The organism is Kitasatospora sp. NPDC054768 (assembly GCF_053612025.1).
In genome coordinates this window covers 15,975-34,055 of sequence record NZ_JBSHBN010000044.1, presented here as the reverse complement: position 1 = coordinate 34,055, position 18,081 = coordinate 15,975, and the positions used below count along the sequence as shown (strand labels likewise).

Sequence of the window (18,081 nt, the reverse complement as noted above, 5' to 3'; positions counted from 1 at the left end):
GATGCCCGCGACCACCCTGGAAGGGATCATCGCCTACCCGGTGACCCCGTTCTCCGCGGCCGACGGCGGCCCGGACCTCGACCGGCTCACCGAGCTGATCGACCGGCTGGTCCGCTCCGGCTGCCACGCCGTCGCCCCGCTCGGTTCCACCGGCGAGAGCGCCTACCTCGACGACCAGGAGTGGTACACCGCCGCCGAGGCGTCGGTGGCGGCCGTCGCCGGCCGGGTGCCCACCGTCGTCGGCATCGCCGACCTCACCACCCGCAGCGCCGTCCGCCGCGCCCGGTTCGCCGAACGGGCCGGTGCCGACGTGGTGATGGTGCTGCCGCTCTCCTACTGGCGGCTGGACGAACGCGAGATCACCCGGCACTACACCGAGATCGCCGACGCGATCGGCATCCCCCTGATGATCTACAACAACCCCGCCACCGCCGGGGTCGACCTCCGCCCGGAACTCATGCACCGGCTGGTCGACCAAGTGGAGAACATCACCATGGTCAAGGAGAGCAGCGGCGACATCCAGCGGATGCACCGGCTCACCCAGCTCTCCGACGGCGCCCTGCCGTTCTACAACGGCTCCAACCCGCTCGCCCTGGAGGCGTTCGCGGCCGGCGCGGCCGGCTGGTGCACGGCCGCACCCTGCCTCATCCCCGAGCTCACCCTCGACCTGTACCGGGCGGTGCGCGCCAGCGACCCGGAAACGGCCCGCCGGGTGTTCTACCGGCAGCTGCCGGTGCTGCAGTTCCTGCTCGGCGGGGGTCTGCCGACCACGGTGAAGGCGGGCCTGGCCCTGTGCGGCCTGGACGTCGGCGAGCCCCGGCACCCCTTGCTGCCGCTGGACGGGGCGCGGACGGCGCAGCTGTCCGCGCTGCTGTCCGCGGCGGGAGTCGCCCTGGCGGACGGCGCCGGGCCGAAGGCCTGACAGCGGCGTGGGGCCGCCCTGAAGTCGGGCTCGGGACGGCTTCAGGGCGGCCCCGGGCCCGCCGGGCCCGTCAGGGCAGCGCGGGAACCCGGTCCGCGGGGCCGTCCGGGTCGTCGTGGATGACCACGAGGATCTCGGCCGGCTCCGGCCCGGTGCTCCGGCAGCGGTGGGGCAGCGCCGAGTTGAAGTACACGCTGTCCCCGGGGCCGAGTTCGACGCTCCGCTCGGGGAACTCCAGCACGGCGGTGCCCGCGTGGACGAAGAAGAACTCCTCGCCCGTGTGCGACTTGAACGGCGGGTCCGCCGGTTCGGTCGGCGGGTACATCATGAACGGCACCATCCGCTTGCCGCTGAGCCCGGTCGCGATGCCCTCGTAACGGGAGACGCCGGAGCCCGCCCCGGTGCCGACGGGAGTGCGCTCACCGGCCCGGACGACGGTGACGAGCTCGGGCTCCACCTCGTCCGAGAAGAGCCGGCCGACGTCGACCTTGAGGGCGTGGGCCAGCTTGAGCGCCGTCGAGATCGACGGGTCGCTGATACCGCGCTCGACCTTGGAGAGGTAGCTCTTGGTGACGCCGACCTGCTCGGCGAGTGCCTCCAGGCTGAGCCGGTTCTGCTTCCTCAGCACCCGCAACCTGCCGGCCATGCGCCACCTCTCACCCACGGAATCGTCCCGTCCATTATCGGTCCGGCGTGCGGGGAAGCGCGGTCGCGGTGCCGGTCGGTGCCCGGTGGCCGTCCGGTGGCCGGCCGGGCCGGGGGTCGGGGCGTTCCTGCGGCCCGTCCGACCGGACCCGCAGGAAACGCCCTAGGATCGGCGGATGATCACCGTACCGTCCGGCCGGGTCACCCTCTCCGACCGTCGCACCCGGCGCAGTTGGGCCGTCGACGTCGCCCCGTTCCGGCTGGCGGCCTGTCCGGTGACCCGCGAGCAGTACGAGGGCGCGACCGGCGACCGCCGCCCCGCGCACAGCGTCTCCTGGCTGGACGCCGTCCGCCACTGCAACGAGCTGTCCCGGCGCGAAGGCCTCGCGCCCGCCTACGAGGTGGACGGCGAGGACGTCTCCTGGGACCGCGCCACCGACGGCTACCGGCTGCCCACCGAGGCCGAATGGGAACACGCCTGCCGCGCCGGCACGGACGGCCCGCGCTACGGCCCGCTGGACGACATCGCCTGGTACCGCGGCAACTCGGGCGAGCGCCCGCACGAGGTGGGCGGGCTGCGCCCGAACGCCCACGGGCTGTACGACCTGCTCGGCAACGTCTGGGAGTGGTGCTGGGACCGGTACGACCCCGAGGTGTACGGCGAGTACCGCGTCCTGCGCGGCGGCGGCTGGTTCGACGAGCACTGGAGCTGCCGCGCCTCCGTCCGCCGCCGGAGCCACCCGACGCTGCGGATCGACGACGTGGGATTCCGGCTCGCCCGCTCCATCCACAGCCTGCCGCGCACCGGTCCCCGGCCGCCGCTCGGTTGAGGAACCGTCGAGTCCGCTCGGGCGTTGGCGCCTGCATGAGTGATGAATCAGTGTCCCTGCGCCCGATAGCCGAGGCCGACCTCCCCGTGGTCGAGGGGCTGGTGAACGACCCGGAGATGCTGGGGGAGTTCCAGTGGTACGGCTGGCGCGATCCGCAGCGGTACCGCCGCCGGTGGCTGGAGAGCGGGCTGCTGGAGGAGGGGCAGTGGATGCTCGCGGTCGAGGTCGGGGGCAGGTTCGGCGGTTTCGTCGCCGCCAACCGCAGCGGGGTGCGGCCGTCCGCCCCGTACTGGAGCATCGGCGTGCAGCTGCTGCCGCACGTGCGCGGGCGCGGGATCGGCACCCGGGCCCAACGGCTGCTGGTGGACCACCTGTTCGCGCACTCCCCGGTGATGCGGCTGGAGGCGGACACCGAGGCGGGCAACCTGGCCGAGCAGCGCGTCCTGGAGAAGCTCGGCTTCACCCGGGAGGGCGTGCAGCGCGCGGTGACCTTCCGGGCCGGCGCGTGGCGCGATGTCGTCCGGTACAGCCTGCTGCGCACCGACCCGCGTCCGTAGGGCGTCTAGGCGATCCCGAACCACTCCTCGGCGAGGGCGTCCAGCGTCCGTGCCGCGGGCTTCAACTCCCGCAGGTACCACGGCAGATTGCTGTACACGTGGAGCAGGGTGCATGCCATCAGCAGCCGGGGCTCGAAGCGGCGGCCGTAGGCGTTCAGCAGATGGCCGAGCAGGTGCGGGTCCCCCCGGGTGGTGAAGAGTCCGACGGCGACCAGGTCGTAGGCCGGGTCGCCGATCATCGCGGGCTCGAAGTCGATCAGGCCGGTGAGGCGCCAGCCGTCGGCCGGGTCGGTGAGCAGGTGCTCGCGCATGAACTCGGTGTGCAGCAGGGAGCGCCCGGGTGCGGCGGGGAGCGGGGCGGCGGCGAGGAAGTCCGGGATCTGCTCCAGCCACTCCCGCGCCAGCCCGCGTTCGCGCTGGCGGGCCACCGCGCCCGCGGCCCGGCGGGCCAGGAAGGCCGGCCAGTCGCCGGGGCCGAGGACGTCGGCGAGCGGCTCGGGGTCGAGGGCGTGCAGGGCGGCGAGCGCCTCGCCGCAGCGGCGGGCGATCCGCTCGCGGTCGGGCGGCGGGATGCGCGGCCAGGCCGGGGCGAGGCCCTCGCCGGGCAGACGGGACATCAGGACGTGGCGCCAGCCGTTGACGTACTCGCCGGCCTCGTGGACGGTCGGGGTGGGGATCGGCAGTGCGCCGTCCAGGCGGGTGAGCACGCGCTCCTCGACGATGCCGTCCCGGGCGGAGGCGGCCGGGAACAGCTTGAGCACCAGCGCGTCGCCGACCGCGTAGACCGGCACGGAGCCCTCGGGGAAGCGCTCCAGGGGCAGGCCTCCGACGCCCAGCCGGGCGCAGAGCGCCTCGGCGCCGGGGCGCATCACCGTCTCGTCGGGGACGACCGCGTCCCACTCCTCGTCCGTCAGCACCAAGGGCAGCACGGGCGTACCGTAGGCAGGTGAACGGCCCCGGCGCAAAGGGTTTTCAGTGCCCCTCCGGGCGGGTGCCGCAGGTCTCCATGCCCGACGGGACCGGTTCGGGTCCGCCGTCCGGGTCGCGGGTGAGCAGGTAGCGGGCGCCGGGGCCGGCCTCCCCGGCGCGGTCGGCGGCGTTGTAGAGGGCGCAGCGGGAGAGGGACAGGCAGCCGCAGCCGATGCAGCCGGTGAGCTTGGCCTTGAGCCGTTGGAGTTCGGCGATCTGCTCGTCGATCCGGCTCTGCCAGGACGCGGCGACCCGGTCCCACTCGGTGCCGCTGGGGGCCGGGCGCTCGGGGAGGCGGTCGAGGGCGACCTTCGCCTCGTCCAGGGAGAGGCCCACCCGCTGGGCGGCGCGGATGAAGGCGATCCGGCGCAGCGTGCCGCGGGTGTAGCGGCGCTGGCCGCCGGAGGTGCGGGTGGCCTGGATCAGGTCGAGGCTCTCGTAGTAGCGCAGCGCGGAGGCGGCGAGGCCACTGCGGCGGGCGAGTTGGCCGATGGTGAGCAGGTCGCCGTGGTGCGGGCCGGGGGCCCGGCGGCCGTCGGAGTGGGCGGTCATGGGAACCCACTGTAGCCGCTTGACCTCAAGTCGGCTTTAAGGTGCAGCATCGTGGTCATGACGACGAACGCGACCGCCACGAACGCGACCGGCACCCGATTCGAGGACCTGCCCGCCCTGATGGCGCTGATGACCGGCGCCGAGAAGCACGGCCCGGCCGCCACCTCCACCCTGGACGCGCTCTGGGTGCTGTACGACCGGGTGCTGCGGGTGGCCCCGGAGACCGCAGAGGCCCAGGACCGCGACCGCTTCCTGCTCTCCAAGGGCCACGGCCCGATGGCGTACTACGCCGTACTGGCGGCCAAGGGCTTCCTCGACCCGGCCGTGCTGCCGAGCTTCGGCGGCTACGACTCGCCGCTCGGCCACCACCCGGACCGCACCCTGCTCGCGGGCGTCGAGATCGCCTCCGGCTCGCTGGGACACGGCCTGCCGCTGGCCGTCGGCACCGCGCTCGGGCTGCGGGCGCAGGGCCTGACCGACCCGGCGGTGTGGGTGCTGGTCGGCGACGCGGAGTTCGACGAGGGCTCCAACGCCGAGGCGGTGGCCTTCGCCGGGGCCTACGGGCTGGAGCGGCTGCACGTGGTGGTGATCGACAACTCCTCGGCCACGCACGGCTGGCAGGGCGGCATCGCCCAGCGCTTCGCGGCCGAGGGCTGGTCGACCGCCACGGTGGACGGGCGCGACCACGAGGCGCTGCACCGCGCGTACACCGCGGAGCACCCGGGCCGCCCGCACGTGGTGGTCGCCCGGGTCGAGCCCAAGGAGCAGCACTGAGCACCCGGCGGCAGCCCCGGCCCGCCGACACCACGACCCGCCCCGCCACGACCGATCAGGCCACGACCGATCAGGCCACGACCGATCAGGCCACGACCGATCAGGCCAAGACCGAGCCCCCGAGAGGAACTTCACCGATGGACACCATGCGCGAGCGCTTCGTGGACGTGACCACCCGCCTGCTGGACGAGGACCCCCGGCTGGCCGTGGTGCTCGCCGACATCACCGCGGCCGCCTTCGCCCCGGCACAGCAGCGCCACCCCGACCGGGTGGTCAACGTCGGCATCCGCGAGCAGCTGCTGATCGGCGCGACGGGCGGCCTGGCGCTCACCGGGATGCGTCCGATCGCCCACACCTTCGCCAGCTTCCTGATCGAGCGGCCCTTCGAACAGGTCAAGCTGGACCTCGTCCACCAGGGCGTCGGCGCCGTGCTGGTGAGCGCGGCGGGCTCGTACGACTGGCCGGCCGGCGGCCGCACCCACATGTCCCCGGGCGACGTCGCCCTGCTGGACACCCTGCCGGACTGGACGGTCCACGTCCCCGGCCACCCGGACGAGGCCGAGCGACTGCTGCGCCACGCCTACGCGGACGGCGACCGCAATGTGTACGTCCGGCTCTCGGAGCACCGGAACGCGGCCGCGGTGCCGGTCGAGCCGGGCCGCTTCACCACCGTCCGGTCCGGCTCGCGCGGAGCCGTGCTCGCCGTCGGGCCGATGCTGGACGCGGTGCTCGCGGCCACCGAGGGCCTGGACGTCGCCGTGCTGTACGCGGCGACGGTGCGCCCCTTCGACGCCGCCGGGCTGCGCGCGGCGCTCGGCGACCGGGCGGACGTGGTGCTGGTCGAGCCGTACCTGGCGGGCACCTCCGCGAACGAGGCGCACGCGGCGCTCGCCGACCGCCCGCACCGGGTGCTGGGCCTGGGGGTGCCGCGCGAGGAGCACCGGCACTACGGCTCGATCGCGGAGCACCTGGCCGCCTACGGCCTGGACGCCCCGGCGCTCCGGGAGCGGATCGGCACCTTCCTCCGGTGAGCCCGGCCGCTACGGTGGGCCCGTCGTGCCGGTGAACGTCCGGCCGGGCTGCACGGCGACGACCGCCACCGCGTCCGCCGCCAGCCGCACCGCCGTCCCCTCCAGCTCCGCCGCCCCGAAGGCCGCCACCACCTCGCGCCCGGTGGCCCCGAGCGGCAGCGCGGCCCCGTCCGGCCCGAGGTTGACGGCGATCCGGTACGGCCCCCGGTGCACCACCAGCCGGCCCGCCGCCTCGTCGAAGTCCGCGCGCACCGCGCCGAGGTCGGGGTCGGACAGCTCCGGGCGCTCGCGCCGCAGCCGGATCAACGTCCGGTACCACGTGAGCAGTTCGGCGTGGGGGGCGCGCCGGAGCTCGGTCCAGTCGAGGACCGAGCGCAGCACGGTGGCCGGCTCCTGGGGGTCGGGGACGGCCTCGGCGGCCCAGCCGTGCCCGGTGAACTCCCGGCGCCGGCCCTGCCGGACGGCCTCGGCGAGGTCCGGGTCGGTGTGGTCGGTGAAGTACTGCCAGGGGGTGGCGGCGCCCCACTCCTCGCCCATGAAGATCATCGGGGTGAACGGTGAGGTGAGCACCAGCGCCGCGCCGCAGGCGAGCCGGCCGGGGGAGAGGCTGGTGGAGACGCGGTCCCCCAGCGCCCGGTTGCCGACCTGGTCGTGGGTCTGGAGGTAGCCGAGCAGCCGGTGGCCGTTGCCGGGCGGGGTGAACGGGCGTCCGTGCCGGCGGCCGCGGAACGAGGACCAGGTGCCGTCGTGGAAGAACCCCCGGGTGAGCGTCTTGGCGAGGGCGGCGAGCGGCGCGTGCGCGAAGTCCCCGTAGTAGCCCTGGGACTCGCCGGTGAGCGCGCAGTGCAGGGCGTGGTGGAAGTCGTCGCTCCACTGCGCGGTGAGGCCCTGTCCGCCCGCCTCGGGCGGGGCGGTGGTGGCCGGGGTGTTGAGGTCGGACTCGGCGATCAGGAACAGCGGCCGGTTGGTGGCGACCGCCAACCTCCCCACCTCGGCGGAGAGTTCCTCCAGGAAGTGGACGGCCCGGTCGTCCGCGAGGGCGTGCACGGCGTCCAGCCGCAGCCCGTCGATCCGGTAGTCGCGCAGCCAGGCCAGCGCGCTGCCGATCAGGTAGGCGCGTACCTCGTCCGAGCCGGGCGCGTCCAGGTTGACCGCCGAGCCCCACGGGGTGTGGTGCCGGTCGGTGAAGTACGGGCCGTACGCGGGAAGGTGGTTGCCGGACGGGCCGAGGTGGTTGTGCACCACGTCGAGCACCACCCCGAGGCCCTTGCGGTGGGCGGCGTCCACGAAGCGCTTGAGCCCCTCGGGCCCGCCGTAGGGCTCGTGGACGGCCCAGAGCGAGACCCCGTCGTAGCCCCAGCCGTGCCGGCCGGGGAACGGGCAGACCGGCATCAGCTCGACGAAGTCCACGCCCAACTCGACCAGGTGGTCCAGGCGTTCGGCGGCGGCGTCGAAGGTGCCGCGGGCGGTGAAGGTGCCCACGTGCAGCTCGTACAGCACCGCGCCGGGCAGCGCCCGGCCGCGCCGGCCGGGCCGCGACCAGCGGAACGCGGCGTGGTCCACCGCGCGGCTGGGCCCCTCCGGGCCGTGCGGCTGCCGGGCCGAGCGCGGGTCGGGCAGCGGCGGGCCGTCGTCCAGCCGGAAGGCGTAGTCGCCCGCCGGGGCCTCGCCGGACCACCAGCCGTCCCGGTCCGGGCAGCGGGCCAAGTCGTAGGCGAAGCCGTTGACGTCGACCCGCACGCGGGACGCGGCGTTGGGCGCCCACACCTGGTAGCGCGGCATCAGTGCCTCCTCGTCAGCAGGGCCACCGGCAGGGCCGCCAGCAGCTCCGCCACCGGCACCGTGCCCGCCGGGAGGTCGCGCCCGGTCAGCTCGTCCGTCCAGGGCCCGCCGGCCGGCAGCTCCAGCACGGTGTCGCGCCAGCCGCCCGCCCGCTCCAGCCCGTACGGCAGCCGGGTGACGGCGGTGACCACGTCCTCGCCCCGGGCGAAGGCCAGCAGGTGGTCACCGGCGGGGCCCGCGGCGTGCAGCGGCCGGTACGGGCCGAGCGGGCGGGCGCGGCGCAGGTGCAGCGCGGTGGTGGTGAGGTGCAGCTTCTCCCGGGCGAGGTCGCCGGGGCGCGGCGCGGCCGCGTCGGTGAGCCGCACGGCGAGCGCGCCGAAGTCCACCACGCCCCGGTTGTCCGGGTCGACCAGGGTGTACAGCGGCTCCTCGCTGCCCTGGTAGAGGTCCGGCACGCCCGGCACGGTGAGGTGCAGCAGCGCGGCGGCCAGGGTGTTGGCGCGGGCGTACGGGGCGAGGGCGTGGACGGCGCCCTCGATCCGGGGGAGCAGCCCGGGGTTGGCGTGGACCGCGCGGGCGCGCTGCTCCAGGGCCCGCTCGTAGCGGGGGTCGGGGGTGGTCCAGGAGGTGTGGAGCTTGGCCTCGCGGGCGGATTTGAGCATGGCGGCGACCAGCCGGTCCGGGCCGATCGGCCAGGCGGCGACCAGGGTGTGCCACAGCAGCCAGTCGGCGTCCGGGTCGAAGCCGGGGCCGGCGGCGGTGGACCAGGCGGCGGCCTCGGCGGCCCAGGCGTCCGGCCGCTCGGCGAGCACGGCGAGCCGGGCCCGGGCGTCGGCGCTGCGCTTGGTGTCGTGGGTGGACAGCACCGTCATGCTGTGCGGCCAGGTGCGCTCCAGGTAGCGGCACCAGTCGTGGAAGTCCGCGGGGCGCAGTCCGGGCCGGGCGGGCTCGCCGCCGACCTCGTTGAGGCCGGGCAGGGCGTTCCAGCGGTAGAAGGCGGTGTCCTCGACGCCCTTGGCGGCCACCGCGGCGGCGGTCTGGGCGAAGCGGGTGCAGAACTCGTCCTTGTCGGCGCCCCGGCCCAGCTCGCCGAGGGCGAGTGCGGCCACCAGCCGGTCGGTCGGGTCGGCGGAGCCCTCCAGGGCGGCCCGCAGCTGCTGCGCCGAGGCGGCCGGGACCGCCTCGCCGGGCCGGGCGTACGGCCGGTACGCCGGGTAGCCGGTGAGCAGCCGGCCGAGCGCGGCACGCAGCTGCCCCGGCGAGTGGTCGGCGTGCGCGGGCTCGGCGGCGCCGATCCGCAGCGCGATCCGCACCAGCCGGTCGACCTCGGCGGCGAGTTCGCCGTCCGGCCCGGCCATGTCGGCCCGCCCGCGCCGGGCCTCGGCGACGGCGGGGTGCGGGTCCGCGCAGAGGTCCCGGACCGGGCCGCCGTGCCGGAAGGACTCGTACGCCCCGGCCAGCCGGCAGGCGCCCGCGTGGTCGGTGAGCACGCCGTCGATCCGGCGCAGCGCGTCGTAGCCGGTGGTGCCGGCCACCGGCCAGTCCTCGGGCAGCCGCTCCTCGCCGGTGAGGATCTTCTCGACCACGACGTACGCCCCGCCGGTGGTCCCCGACGCCCCGCCGGTGGCCGCTGCCAGGCGCCGCAGGTAGCCGCGCGGGTCGGCGAGCCCGTCCGGGTGGTCGATCCGGAAGCCGTCCAGGACGCCGTCCGCGTGCAGTCCGAGCAGGACGGCGTGGGTGGCGGCGAACACCTCCGGGTCCTCGGCCCGCAGCGCGATCAGCTCGTTGACGGTGAAGAAGCGCCGGTAGTTGAGCTCGGTGCGGGCCAGGCGCCACCAGGCGAGCCGGTACCACTGGCGGCCGAGCAGCTCGGACAGCGGCAGCTCCTCGGTGCCGGGGCGCAGCGGCAGCTCGTGCTCGTGGTAGCGCAGCACTCCCCCCGCCGGGCGGCCGGGAGGCGCCCCCACGGCGTCCACGGTGAGCTGGTCCAGGACGGCGCCGAGCCGGTCGCCGAGCAGCGGCAGCAGCACCCGGCCGCGCCCGGGGGCGTCGGCGGGGCCGGCCTGGGCGGTCCAGTCGATGTCGAACCAGCGCGCGTACGGCGAGTCGGGACCGTCGCGCAGCACCTGCCACAGTGGCCGGTTGAGCCGTTCGGGGGCGGGCACGGCCATGTGGTTGGGCACCACGTCGGCGATCAGCCGCAGGCCGTGGCGGTGCGCGGCGGCGGCCAGTTCGCGCAGCGCCGGCTCGCCGCCGAGCTGCTCGCTGATCCGGGTGTGGTCGACGGTGTCGTAGCCGTGGGTGGAGCCGGGGACGGCCTCCAGCAGCGGGGACAGGTGCAGGTGGGAGACGCCGAGGGCGGCCAGGTAGGGGACGGCGCCGGTGGCGTCGTGGAGGGTGAAGCCGGGCTGGAGCTGGAGGCGGTACGACGACGAGGGGACGGTGGCGGCCGGGCGGGGCTGCGCGGGCTCGGCGGCGGGGGTCATAGCTCCATAGGTACCCGGGGGAGGCCGCCGCCAAGACCCGCTGCTGGCCCGAACAGGTGACCGCCCCCGGCCGTCCGAAGGGCCCGCGCCGCGTTCGGTGACCGGCCCGGCCGGGCGCCGCGGCACCGCCGGCACGCCCCAGGCGGGGCGCCGCGGCACCGCCGGTACGGACCGGAGCACCTAGGCGGGCCGCTGCAGCACCATCAGGGAGCGGTCGGTGAGCCAGAGGGCGTCCCCGGCCTTGACCCGGGCGCCGGTGCCGGGGGCGGGCAGCCGGGGCCGGGCGGTGTCGACCACGACCTGCCACTCCTGCCCGTGGTCGGCGGGCACGGTGAACTCCAGCGGTTCGGAGTGGGCGTTGAACAGCAGCAGGAAGGAGTCGTCGACGATCCGGCCGCCGCGCCGGTCCGGTTCGGAGATCGCGTAGCCGTTGAGGAAGACGGTCAGCGACTTGGCGTAGCTGGCGCCCCAGTTGCGCTTGGTCATCTCCTCCCCGGTCGGGGTGAACCAGGCGATGTCGGTGAGGTCGTCGAAGCCGCCGGAGGCGGACACCGGCCGCCCGTGGAAGAACCGCCGCCGCCGGAACACCGGGTGGTCGCGGCGCAGCCAGATCATCCCCTGGGTGAACTCCAGCAGCCGCGCCTGCGGCCCGTCGCCCTCGGGCCAGTGCACCCAGGTGAGTTCGTTGTCCTGGCAGTAGGCGTTGTTGTTGCCCAGCTGGGTGCGGCAGAGCTCGTCGCCGTGCGAGAGCATCGGCACGCCCTGGGAGAGCATCAGGGTGGCGATGAAGTTGCGCTGCTGGCGCTCCCGCAGCTCCTCGACGGCCGGGTCGGCGGCGGGGCCCTCGACGCCGCAGTTCCAGGAGCGGTTGAAGGACTCGCCGTCCCGGTTGTCCTCGCCGTTGGCGTCGTTGTGCTTCTCGTTGTACGAGACCAGGTCGCGCAGGGTGAAACCGTCGTGGCAGGTCACGAAGTTGATCGAGGCGATCGGGCGGCGGCCGTCGTCCTGGTAGAGGTCGGCGGAGCCGGTGAGCCGGGAGCCGAACTCGGCGAGGGTGGCGTTCTCGCCGCGCCACAGGTCCCGCACGGTGTCCCGGTACATGCCGTTCCACTCCGTCCACAGCGGGGGGAAGTTGCCCACCTGGTAGCCGCCCTCGCCGAGGTCCCAGGGTTCGGCGATCAGCTTGGCCTGGGAGACCACCGGGTCCTGCTGGACCAGGTCGAAGAAGGAGGACAGCCGGTCCACCTCGTGGAACTGCCGGGCGAGGGTGGCGGCGAGGTCGAAGCGGAAGCCGTCCACGTGCATCTCGGTGACCCAGTAGCGCAGCGAGTCCATGATCAGCTGGAGCACGTGCGGGCTGCGCATCAGCAGGCTGTTGCCGGTGCCGGTGGTGTCCTCGTAGAAGCGCTGGTCGCGGGCGAGGCGGTAGTAGGAGACGTTGTCCAGGCCGCGCAGCGACAGCGTCGGCCCCAGGTGGTTGCCCTCGGCGGTGTGGTTGTAGACGACGTCCAGGATCACCTCGATCCCGGCCGCGTGCAGCGCCTTGACCATGGACTTGAACTCCTGCACCTGCTGGCCGCGGTCGCCGGTGGAGGAGTAGGAGGAGTGCGGGGCGAAGAAGCCGACGGTGTTGTAGCCCCAGTAGTTGGCGAGGCCGAGGTCCCGCAGCCGGTGGTCGCGGACGAACTGGTGCACCGGCATCAGCTCGATCGCGGTGACGCCGAGCTTGGCCAGGTGCTCGATCACCGCCGGGTGGGCCAGGCCCGCGTACGTTCCGCGGATCTCCTCGGGGATGCCCGGGTGCAGCCGGGTCAGGCCCTTGACGTGGGCCTCGTAGATGACGGTGCGGTGGTAGTCGGTGCGCGGCGGCCGGTCGGTGCCCCAGTCGAAGTACGGGTTGATCACCACCGAGTGCATGGTGTGCGGGGCGGAGTCCAGGTCGTTGCGGCGCTCGGGGGCGCCGAAGTGGTAGCCGTAGACCGACTCGTCCCAGTCGATGTGCCCGCTCATCGCTTTGGCGTACGGGTCCAGCAGCAGTTTGGCGCTGTTGTGCCGCTGGCCCAGGCCCGGGTTGTACGGGCCGTGCACGCGGAAGCCGTAGCGCTGGCCGGGCTGGACGCCCGGGAGGTAGGCGTGCCGGACGAAGGCGTCCGTCTCGCGCAGCTCGACGGCCGTCTCGGAGCCGTCCTCGGCGATCAGGCACAGCTCGATCCGGTCGGCGCTCTCGGAGAACACGGCGAAGTTGGTGCCGGCCCCGTCGTAGGTGGCGCCGAGCGGGTAGGGCGTACCGGGCCAGACCTGCATGACTTCTCAACTTCCTTGCTGCCGACGGAAACTGACGTGTGCTCCGACAACGGGACCGGCCGCCTGCCGGGGCCCGGACGCTCTCTTCCCGGCCGGGCGGCCGGGCATGTGCGTGACCGTGCGCCGTGACGCACGGCACAGCCGCCGTGACGCGCGGCACAGGGCATACTCCCCGAGCCCCTCCCCGCGGGCCGGGACATCCGGCCCGGGTTGGGCCGAACGAGCGCCCGTCGGGCATTCGTGTGAAGAGTGCTCCGGTGGTGCGGGAGGGGCCCCGGGCATCCGGCTGCGATCGGCTCGCGGCGGGCAGTACCCTTGATCGTCCGGCCGCCCGGGGCGGGCCGACGGGCTTTCGACGGTCCCCGCGCCCGCGGGGGCCGGCCGCAGCAACCAGATGAGGTGGCGCATGGTGTTCCCCGCCGGCGGCCGCGGTTCCGGGCCCGGCGGCCCCGACCGGGGCGCGACCCGCAGCGAGGCGCCCACGGTGGTCATGCGTCCCACCCTGACCGGCCGGGCCCTGGTGCCCGCCCAGGGCGGCCCGGTCGAGATACCCGCACTGGCCTGGTCGGCCGGCGAATGGGAGGACGCCTACCAGCGGGTCCGGCTGTCCGGCCGCGCCTACGTCTGGCTCAACCTGGTCGAACAGCGGCTGCGCGCCCTGGTCGACGAGGTGCTGCACCCGATCTACGCCCCCGCCCACGGCGAGGACTGGGTCACCGCCGCCGCCGGGCCGGCCGGCGAGGAGTGGGCGCACCGCGCCGGGGCCGTGCGCGAGGTCAGCCGCCGCAAGGGCTACCTCCTCGACCCGGCCGACGACGACCCGCTCGTCTTCCTCACCCTGCCCCAGCTGCGCGAACTGATGGTGCAGCACTGGCCCTGCTTCGAGCCGTACCTGGCCGACCGGCGCGAGATCGAGCTGGCGCTCGACGAGCTGGAGGTGGCCCGGCACGTGGTCTCCCGCAACCGGGTGCTCACCCAGACCGTGCTGGCCCAGACCGAGCGGGCCGCCGCCCGGCTGCTGGCCGTCCTGGACGGGGGCGCCGGCGGGGTGCCCGCCGACGTGGTCGAGTCCCTGGTGGCCGGCCGGTACGCGGACGTCGTCGCCGTGCACGCCGACCGGGTCCGGCTCCAGCGCGACCTCCCCGTCGAGGACCTGCTGGACGGCGCCCGGCGCCTCGACGCCCTCGGCATCGGCCTCGGCATGCTCTGCCAGAACTACACCGGCAAGCGCCTGGTGCGCCTGGCCGGCGAAGGCTGTCGGGTGCGGCTGCTCTTCCTCAACCCGGCGAGCAGCGCGGTGCGCCGCCGCGAACGCGAACTCGGCCTCGGCCGCAGCGAGTTGTCGCGCTCCATCGAAATGAACATCATGCACGTGCGGCGGGTGCGGGCCCGGCTGCGGGACCAGGGCGGCTTCGAGATCCGGGTCTTCGACGAGACCCCGCGCTTCACCGCCTACCTGGTCGAGGGCCCCCGCACGGCCGGCCAGGCGGGCGGCCGCCGGCAGGGCCGCGACCTCGGCGTCATCCAGCCCTACCTGCGCCGCGCCCGCGGCATGGAGTCCCCGGCCCTGGTGCTGCGCGGCGGCGCCGGCCAGCAGCCCGGCGGCACCGAGGCCGGACTGCTGGAGGTCTACCGCGAGGAGTTCGAGGGCGCCTGGGCCGACTCCCGGCCGGTGTCCTGACGAAAACGGCTGGTCGGAGCGGTGACGCGGCTGCCAGACTGCGGGCCGTGAACATCGCCCCCGACTGGAGCCTGCGCCCCGCCGCGCCCGAGGACCTCGAACCCGTCACGGACCTCAAGGCCCAGGTCATGCGCGCCGACCTGGAACGCCTCGGCCGCTGGGACCCGGCCCGCTCCCGGGAGCGGGTGAGGGCGTCCTTCTCGACCAGGTACACCTCCGTCATCCTGGTGGACCGGGCCTTCGCCGGCTGCGTCACCGTCCGCCCCGACGAGCGGGGCGGACGCCACCTGGAGCTGTTCTACCTGGCCCCGCACCTCCAGGGGCGGGGCCTGGGCACCGCCGTGCTGCGCCACCTCCTCGCCGAGGCCGACGCCGCCGGAGAACCGTTCCGCCTCGTCGTCCTCCGCGGCAGCGCCGCCCAGCGACTGTACGAACGCCACGGCTTCACCGTCGTCCACGAGGATCCGGTCGACGTCTTCCTGCACCGCCCCGTCGGCGGGACCGAGGTCCGCGCCGAAGTCCTCGGCGGGGCACGGCGGCTGACGGCATAACGATTCCCCCAAACCACCTGGTCAGGGCCGTGGCCACCGTGGTAGGTGTGGCTGCTGTGAAGATCACGGGGGAGAATGGGGCCGTCCTGCGGCTCGACGACGTACACCGCACCTACGGAACCGGCCCGGAGGCCGTACGGGCGCTCAGGGGGGTGGACGTCGAGTTCGCCCGCGGCGGCTTCACCGCCGTCATGGGCCCCTCCGGCTCCGGCAAGAGCACCCTGCTCCAGTGCTGCGCCGGCCTCGACCGGCCCGACAGCGGCCGGGTCACCCTGGACGGGGCCGACCTCGGCGCACTGGGCGAGACCGAGCTCACCGTGCTGCGCCGCCAGCGGATCGGCTTCGTCTTCCAGGCCTTCAACCTGGTCGGCTCGCTCACCGCCGAACAGAACGTCGGGCTGCCGCTACGGCTGGCCGGCCGCCGCCCCGACCCCGCGCAGGTGCGCGGGGCGCTCGCCCAGGTCGGCCTCGGCGAGCGCGCCGGACACCTGCCCTCCCAGCTCTCCGGCGGCCAGCAGCAGCGCGTCGCGATCGCCCGCGCGCTGATCACCCGGCCGCGCATGCTGTTCGCCGACGAACCGACCGGCGCCCTGGACTCAGCCAGCAGCCGCGACGTCCTCGCCCTGCTGCGCGACCTCGTCGACCAGGAGGGCCAGAGCACCGTCATGGTCACCCACGACCCGGTCGCCGCCGCCTACGCCGACCGCGTGCTCTTCCTCGCCGACGGCCGGATCGTCGACGACCTGCCCCACCCCACCGCCCAGCACGTCGCCGAGCGGATGACCGCCCTGGAGACGGCGGCATGACCTCGATCACCACCCTGCTGCCGGTCGCCACCGCGAGCCTGCGGCGGCGCAAGTCCGCCTTCGCCGGCTCCTACGTCGCCCTCACCCTCGGCGTCCTGCTCGTCGCCACCACCGGCAGCCTGCTCCACGACACCGCCGGCGACGACTCCCCGCTCGGCGCACCCTCCCTGCACAAGGTGCTCCAGTTCACCGCCGCGATGGCCGCCTTCGTCGCCGTCTTCGTCGTCGCCGGGACCTTCGCCTTCGCCCAGCGCCGCCAGGAGATCGCGATGCTGCGCGCCGTCGGCGCCACGCCCCGGCAGATCGTCTGGCTGATCACCGGCGAGGCCGCCGTCGTCGCCCTCGCCGCCGCCGTCAGCGGCTGCCTGCTCTCGCTGCCCGGCGCACCCGCGCTCGCCGCCTGGCTGGTCGCCCGCGGGGCCGCCCCCGACGGATTCACCGCGCACCCCGCCGCCGGGCCGATGCTGCTCGCCGCCGCCGTCGGCCTCCTCGTCGCCCTGCTCGGCGCCGTCACCGCCGCCCTGCGGGCCGGCCGGGTGCGCGCCGTCGAGGCGCTCGGCGACGCCGCCGCCGACCGCGCGGCCATGACCCCGCTGCGCTGGACCTGCGCGCTGCTCGGCCTCACCGCCCTGGCCGGCACCGTCGGCTACTACCTGGCCGCGCCCACCATGACCCCCGCCCCCGGCGACCAGCCCGACGACCCGCAACTCGCCTCCCAGTGGGTGCTCGGCGCCGACCTGCTCGCCATCACCGCGCTCGCCCTGTTCGCACCGGCCGTCGTACCGCCGCTGCTGCGACTGCTCAGCGCCCCGCTCGCCCGGGCCGTCGCCGCCGCCCCGCTGCTCGCCCGGCAGAACGCCCTCACCGCCGTGCGCCGCACCGTCTCCACCGCCACCCCGGCCTTCCTCGCCATCGCGCTCACCGGCACCGTGGTCGGCTCCACCGCCGCCTTCGCCGACGCCATGACCGCCCAGAACCGGGCCCTCGCCGCCGCCGCGTACGTGCTGCGCCCCGGCGGCGCCCCGCTGCCCGCCGACGCCGCCCACCGGCTCACCGCCGCCCGCCCCGGACTGCACGCCACCGCCACCACCGCCACCGTGGTCACCGGCCTCGGCGCCGCCGCCCCCGCCTTCGACGACCACGGCGAGGACTCGCCCGCGAGCGCGCCGTCCGCCGCCACCGTCGTCGACGGCGACCTCGCCACCGCCTGGACACTGCCCGCCGTCGACGGCAGCGCCGCCGACCTGCGCGGCGCCACCCTCGCCGCCTCCACCGACCAGGTCCGCGGCCACGGCTGGAAACTCGGCGACCAGGTCAACCTGCGCCTCGCCGACGGCACCGTCACCAGCCTGCGGCTCGCCCTCGTCTACCGCACCCAGCTCGGCCTGGACGAGGTCCTGCTCAGCGGCGACGCCGTCGCCGGCCACCTGGCGGGCGCCCGTCCCGCCGCCGTCCACCTCGACGCCGAACCGGCCGACCGGCTCGGCGGCACCCTCACCGACGCCCACGACCCCGGGCCCGACCCCGGCGCCCACTACGCCTGGATCGCCACCACCACGATCCTCGGGCCCGCCCTGCTCTACGCGCTGATCGCGATCGTCAACACCATGGTGATGAGCACCGCCGACCGCCGGCGCGACTTCGGCGTGCTGCGGCTGGCCGGGACGGTGCGCCGCCAGGTCACGTCGATGGTCGCGCTGGAGGCCGTCCTGGTCGTCGCCACCGCCGCGCTGCTCGCCCTGGCCGTCACCGCGCTCACCCAGTACGGCACCACCGCCCTGCTCAACCACCGCATCCTGGCCGGCCGGGCCACCGTCGCCCTGCGACTGCCCTGGGCACCGCTCGGCGCCGGCACCGCCCTGTGCCTGCTGCTCGCCGTCGCCTCCAGCGTCCTCCCCAGCCGCCTCGCCCTCGCCACCCCGCCCCGCTAGCCCACCCCGCCCCGCTGGCCCACCCCGCCCCGCTGGCCCACGCCGGCCGCCCCGGTCGCACGCCGCGCCCGCCCCGGTCGCACGCCGCGCCCGCCCCGGTCGGCATGACGGGCTCTCAGCACTCCCACGGGTTCGGCACGGCCGCGCCGGGCGGCTCGACGTCACGGCCGGACGCCCGGCCCGGCGCTCGTCGCGCCGGCCGCGAAACGGTGCGGCATCGGGCCGACGAGGGGGCACGGGCAGGACCGGGGCGCCGCTCG

Annotated in this window: 15 protein-coding genes; 9 read left to right on the top strand and 6 right to left on the bottom strand. The window is 75.2% G+C overall.

Translation table 11 applies throughout. The annotated features are described in order from the left end of the window. The first annotated feature begins 1 nt into the window (after position 1). Positions 2-922: a dihydrodipicolinate synthase family protein gene (locus tag ACWGKU_RS16120; protein ID WP_452178625.1), complete on the top strand. Its 921-nt coding sequence runs from the start codon at positions 2-4 to the stop codon at positions 920-922. Between the two features lie 70 nt (positions 923-992). On the opposite strand, the gene ACWGKU_RS16115 is transcribed toward ACWGKU_RS16120, so the two are convergent. Next, a complete protein-coding gene (locus ACWGKU_RS16115; RefSeq protein ID WP_452178624.1) occupies positions 993-1,568 on the bottom strand; it encodes a helix-turn-helix domain-containing protein in 576 nt (191 codons plus the stop codon). A 175-nt stretch (positions 1,569-1,743) separates the two neighbouring features. Between ACWGKU_RS16115 and ACWGKU_RS16110 the strand changes: the two genes are divergently transcribed. Both ACWGKU_RS16110 and ACWGKU_RS16105 read left to right on the top strand, forming a co-directional pair. Continuing rightward, the gene (locus tag ACWGKU_RS16110; RefSeq protein WP_401047598.1) at positions 1,744-2,397 is read left to right on the top strand and encodes a formylglycine-generating enzyme family protein; all 654 of its coding nucleotides are present in this window, start codon (positions 1,744-1,746) and stop codon (positions 2,395-2,397) included. Between the two features lie 35 nt (positions 2,398-2,432). Beyond that, on the top strand, positions 2,433-2,954 hold the full coding sequence (locus ACWGKU_RS16105) for a GNAT family N-acetyltransferase (RefSeq protein WP_401047601.1): 522 nt from the start codon (positions 2,433-2,435) through the stop codon (positions 2,952-2,954). 5 nt (positions 2,955-2,959) lie between these two features. Here the strand turns inward: ACWGKU_RS16105 and ACWGKU_RS16100 are convergent, their stop codons facing one another. Further along, positions 2,960-3,883: a phosphotransferase family protein gene (locus tag ACWGKU_RS16100; RefSeq protein ID WP_452178623.1), complete on the bottom strand. Its 924-nt coding sequence runs from the start codon at positions 3,881-3,883 to the stop codon at positions 2,960-2,962. Between the two features lie 43 nt (positions 3,884-3,926). Next, positions 3,927-4,475: a redox-sensitive transcriptional activator SoxR gene (gene soxR, locus ACWGKU_RS16095; protein ID WP_359909625.1), complete on the bottom strand. Its 549-nt coding sequence runs from the start codon at positions 4,473-4,475 to the stop codon at positions 3,927-3,929. 57 nt (positions 4,476-4,532) lie between these two features. Here soxR and ACWGKU_RS16090 point away from each other — a divergent pair, with 57 nt between their 5' ends. Together ACWGKU_RS16090 and ACWGKU_RS16085 are read left to right on the top strand one after the other, a co-directional pair. After that, positions 4,533-5,249 (top strand): thiamine pyrophosphate-dependent enzyme, encoded by a 717-nt coding sequence (locus tag ACWGKU_RS16090; protein ID WP_452178622.1) that lies wholly within the window; start codon positions 4,533-4,535, stop codon positions 5,247-5,249. A 137-nt stretch (positions 5,250-5,386) separates the two neighbouring features. After that, entirely contained in the window at positions 5,387-6,280 is an 894-nt protein-coding gene (locus tag ACWGKU_RS16085; protein WP_452178621.1) for a transketolase family protein, read from the top strand. A 9-nt stretch (positions 6,281-6,289) separates the two neighbouring features. Here the strand turns inward: ACWGKU_RS16085 and treZ are convergent, their stop codons facing one another. The 3 genes from treZ to glgX all read right to left on the bottom strand — a co-directional run bounded on the left by treZ (position 6,290) and on the right by glgX (position 12,852). Further along, positions 6,290-8,062, bottom strand: a complete 1,773-nt coding sequence (gene treZ / locus ACWGKU_RS16080; protein WP_452178620.1) for a malto-oligosyltrehalose trehalohydrolase — start codon at positions 8,060-8,062, stop codon at positions 6,290-6,292. Further along, positions 8,062-10,548, bottom strand: coding sequence for a malto-oligosyltrehalose synthase (gene treY / locus ACWGKU_RS16075; protein ID WP_452178619.1), 2,487 nt, complete (start codon positions 10,546-10,548; stop codon positions 8,062-8,064). Before treY ends, treZ begins: the two co-directional genes overlap by 1 nt. Before the next feature lie 180 nt (positions 10,549-10,728). Continuing rightward, entirely contained in the window at positions 10,729-12,852 is a 2,124-nt protein-coding gene (gene glgX / locus ACWGKU_RS16070; protein WP_401046914.1) for a glycogen debranching protein GlgX, read from the bottom strand. A gap of 406 nt (positions 12,853-13,258) precedes the next feature. Here glgX and ACWGKU_RS16065 point away from each other — a divergent pair, with 406 nt between their 5' ends. From ACWGKU_RS16065 to ACWGKU_RS16050, 4 genes are read left to right on the top strand one after another with little or no spacing between them, the layout of a single operon-like run. Further along, positions 13,259-14,533: an SAV2148 family HEPN domain-containing protein gene (locus ACWGKU_RS16065; RefSeq protein WP_401046911.1), complete on the top strand. Its 1,275-nt coding sequence runs from the start codon at positions 13,259-13,261 to the stop codon at positions 14,531-14,533. Between the two features lie 47 nt (positions 14,534-14,580). Next, positions 14,581-15,084, top strand: a complete 504-nt coding sequence (locus ACWGKU_RS16060) for a GNAT family N-acetyltransferase (RefSeq protein WP_452178618.1) — start codon at positions 14,581-14,583, stop codon at positions 15,082-15,084. Between the two features lie 56 nt (positions 15,085-15,140). Next, positions 15,141-15,890, top strand: coding sequence for an ABC transporter ATP-binding protein (locus tag ACWGKU_RS16055; protein WP_401046922.1), 750 nt, complete (start codon positions 15,141-15,143; stop codon positions 15,888-15,890). Beyond that, positions 15,887-17,821 (top strand): FtsX-like permease family protein, encoded by a 1,935-nt coding sequence (locus tag ACWGKU_RS16050; RefSeq protein WP_452178617.1) that lies wholly within the window; start codon positions 15,887-15,889, stop codon positions 17,819-17,821. The genes ACWGKU_RS16055 and ACWGKU_RS16050 overlap by 4 nt, the downstream gene beginning before the upstream one ends. Positions 17,822-18,081: the final 260 nt, after the last annotated feature.

What these genes read in the sequence shown, in the direction of transcription:
- ACWGKU_RS16120 (WP_452178625.1), top strand. Translation starts at nt 2, where the DNA reads ATGCCCGCGACCACCCTGGAAGGGATCATCGCCTACCCGGTGACCCCG.
- ACWGKU_RS16115 (WP_452178624.1), bottom strand. Translation starts at nt 1,568, where the DNA reads ATGGCCGGCAGGTTGCGGGTGCTGAGGAAGCAGAACCGGCTCAGCCTG.
- ACWGKU_RS16110 (WP_401047598.1), top strand. Translation starts at nt 1,744, where the DNA reads ATGATCACCGTACCGTCCGGCCGGGTCACCCTCTCCGACCGTCGCACC.
- ACWGKU_RS16105 (WP_401047601.1), top strand. Translation starts at nt 2,433, where the DNA reads ATGAGTGATGAATCAGTGTCCCTGCGCCCGATAGCCGAGGCCGACCTC.
- soxR (WP_359909625.1), bottom strand. Translation starts at nt 4,475, where the DNA reads ATGACCGCCCACTCCGACGGCCGCCGGGCCCCCGGCCCGCACCACGGC.
- ACWGKU_RS16090 (WP_452178622.1), top strand. Translation starts at nt 4,533, where the DNA reads ATGACGACGAACGCGACCGCCACGAACGCGACCGGCACCCGATTCGAG.
- ACWGKU_RS16085 (WP_452178621.1), top strand. Translation starts at nt 5,387, where the DNA reads ATGGACACCATGCGCGAGCGCTTCGTGGACGTGACCACCCGCCTGCTG.
- treZ (WP_452178620.1), bottom strand. Translation starts at nt 8,062, where the DNA reads ATGCCGCGCTACCAGGTGTGGGCGCCCAACGCCGCGTCCCGCGTGCGG.
- treY (WP_452178619.1), bottom strand. Translation starts at nt 10,548, where the DNA reads ATGACCCCCGCCGCCGAGCCCGCGCAGCCCCGCCCGGCCGCCACCGTC.
- glgX (WP_401046914.1), bottom strand. Translation starts at nt 12,852, where the DNA reads ATGCAGGTCTGGCCCGGTACGCCCTACCCGCTCGGCGCCACCTACGAC.
- ACWGKU_RS16065 (WP_401046911.1), top strand. Translation starts at nt 13,259, where the DNA reads ATGGTGTTCCCCGCCGGCGGCCGCGGTTCCGGGCCCGGCGGCCCCGAC.
- ACWGKU_RS16050 (WP_452178617.1), top strand. Translation starts at nt 15,887, where the DNA reads ATGACCTCGATCACCACCCTGCTGCCGGTCGCCACCGCGAGCCTGCGG.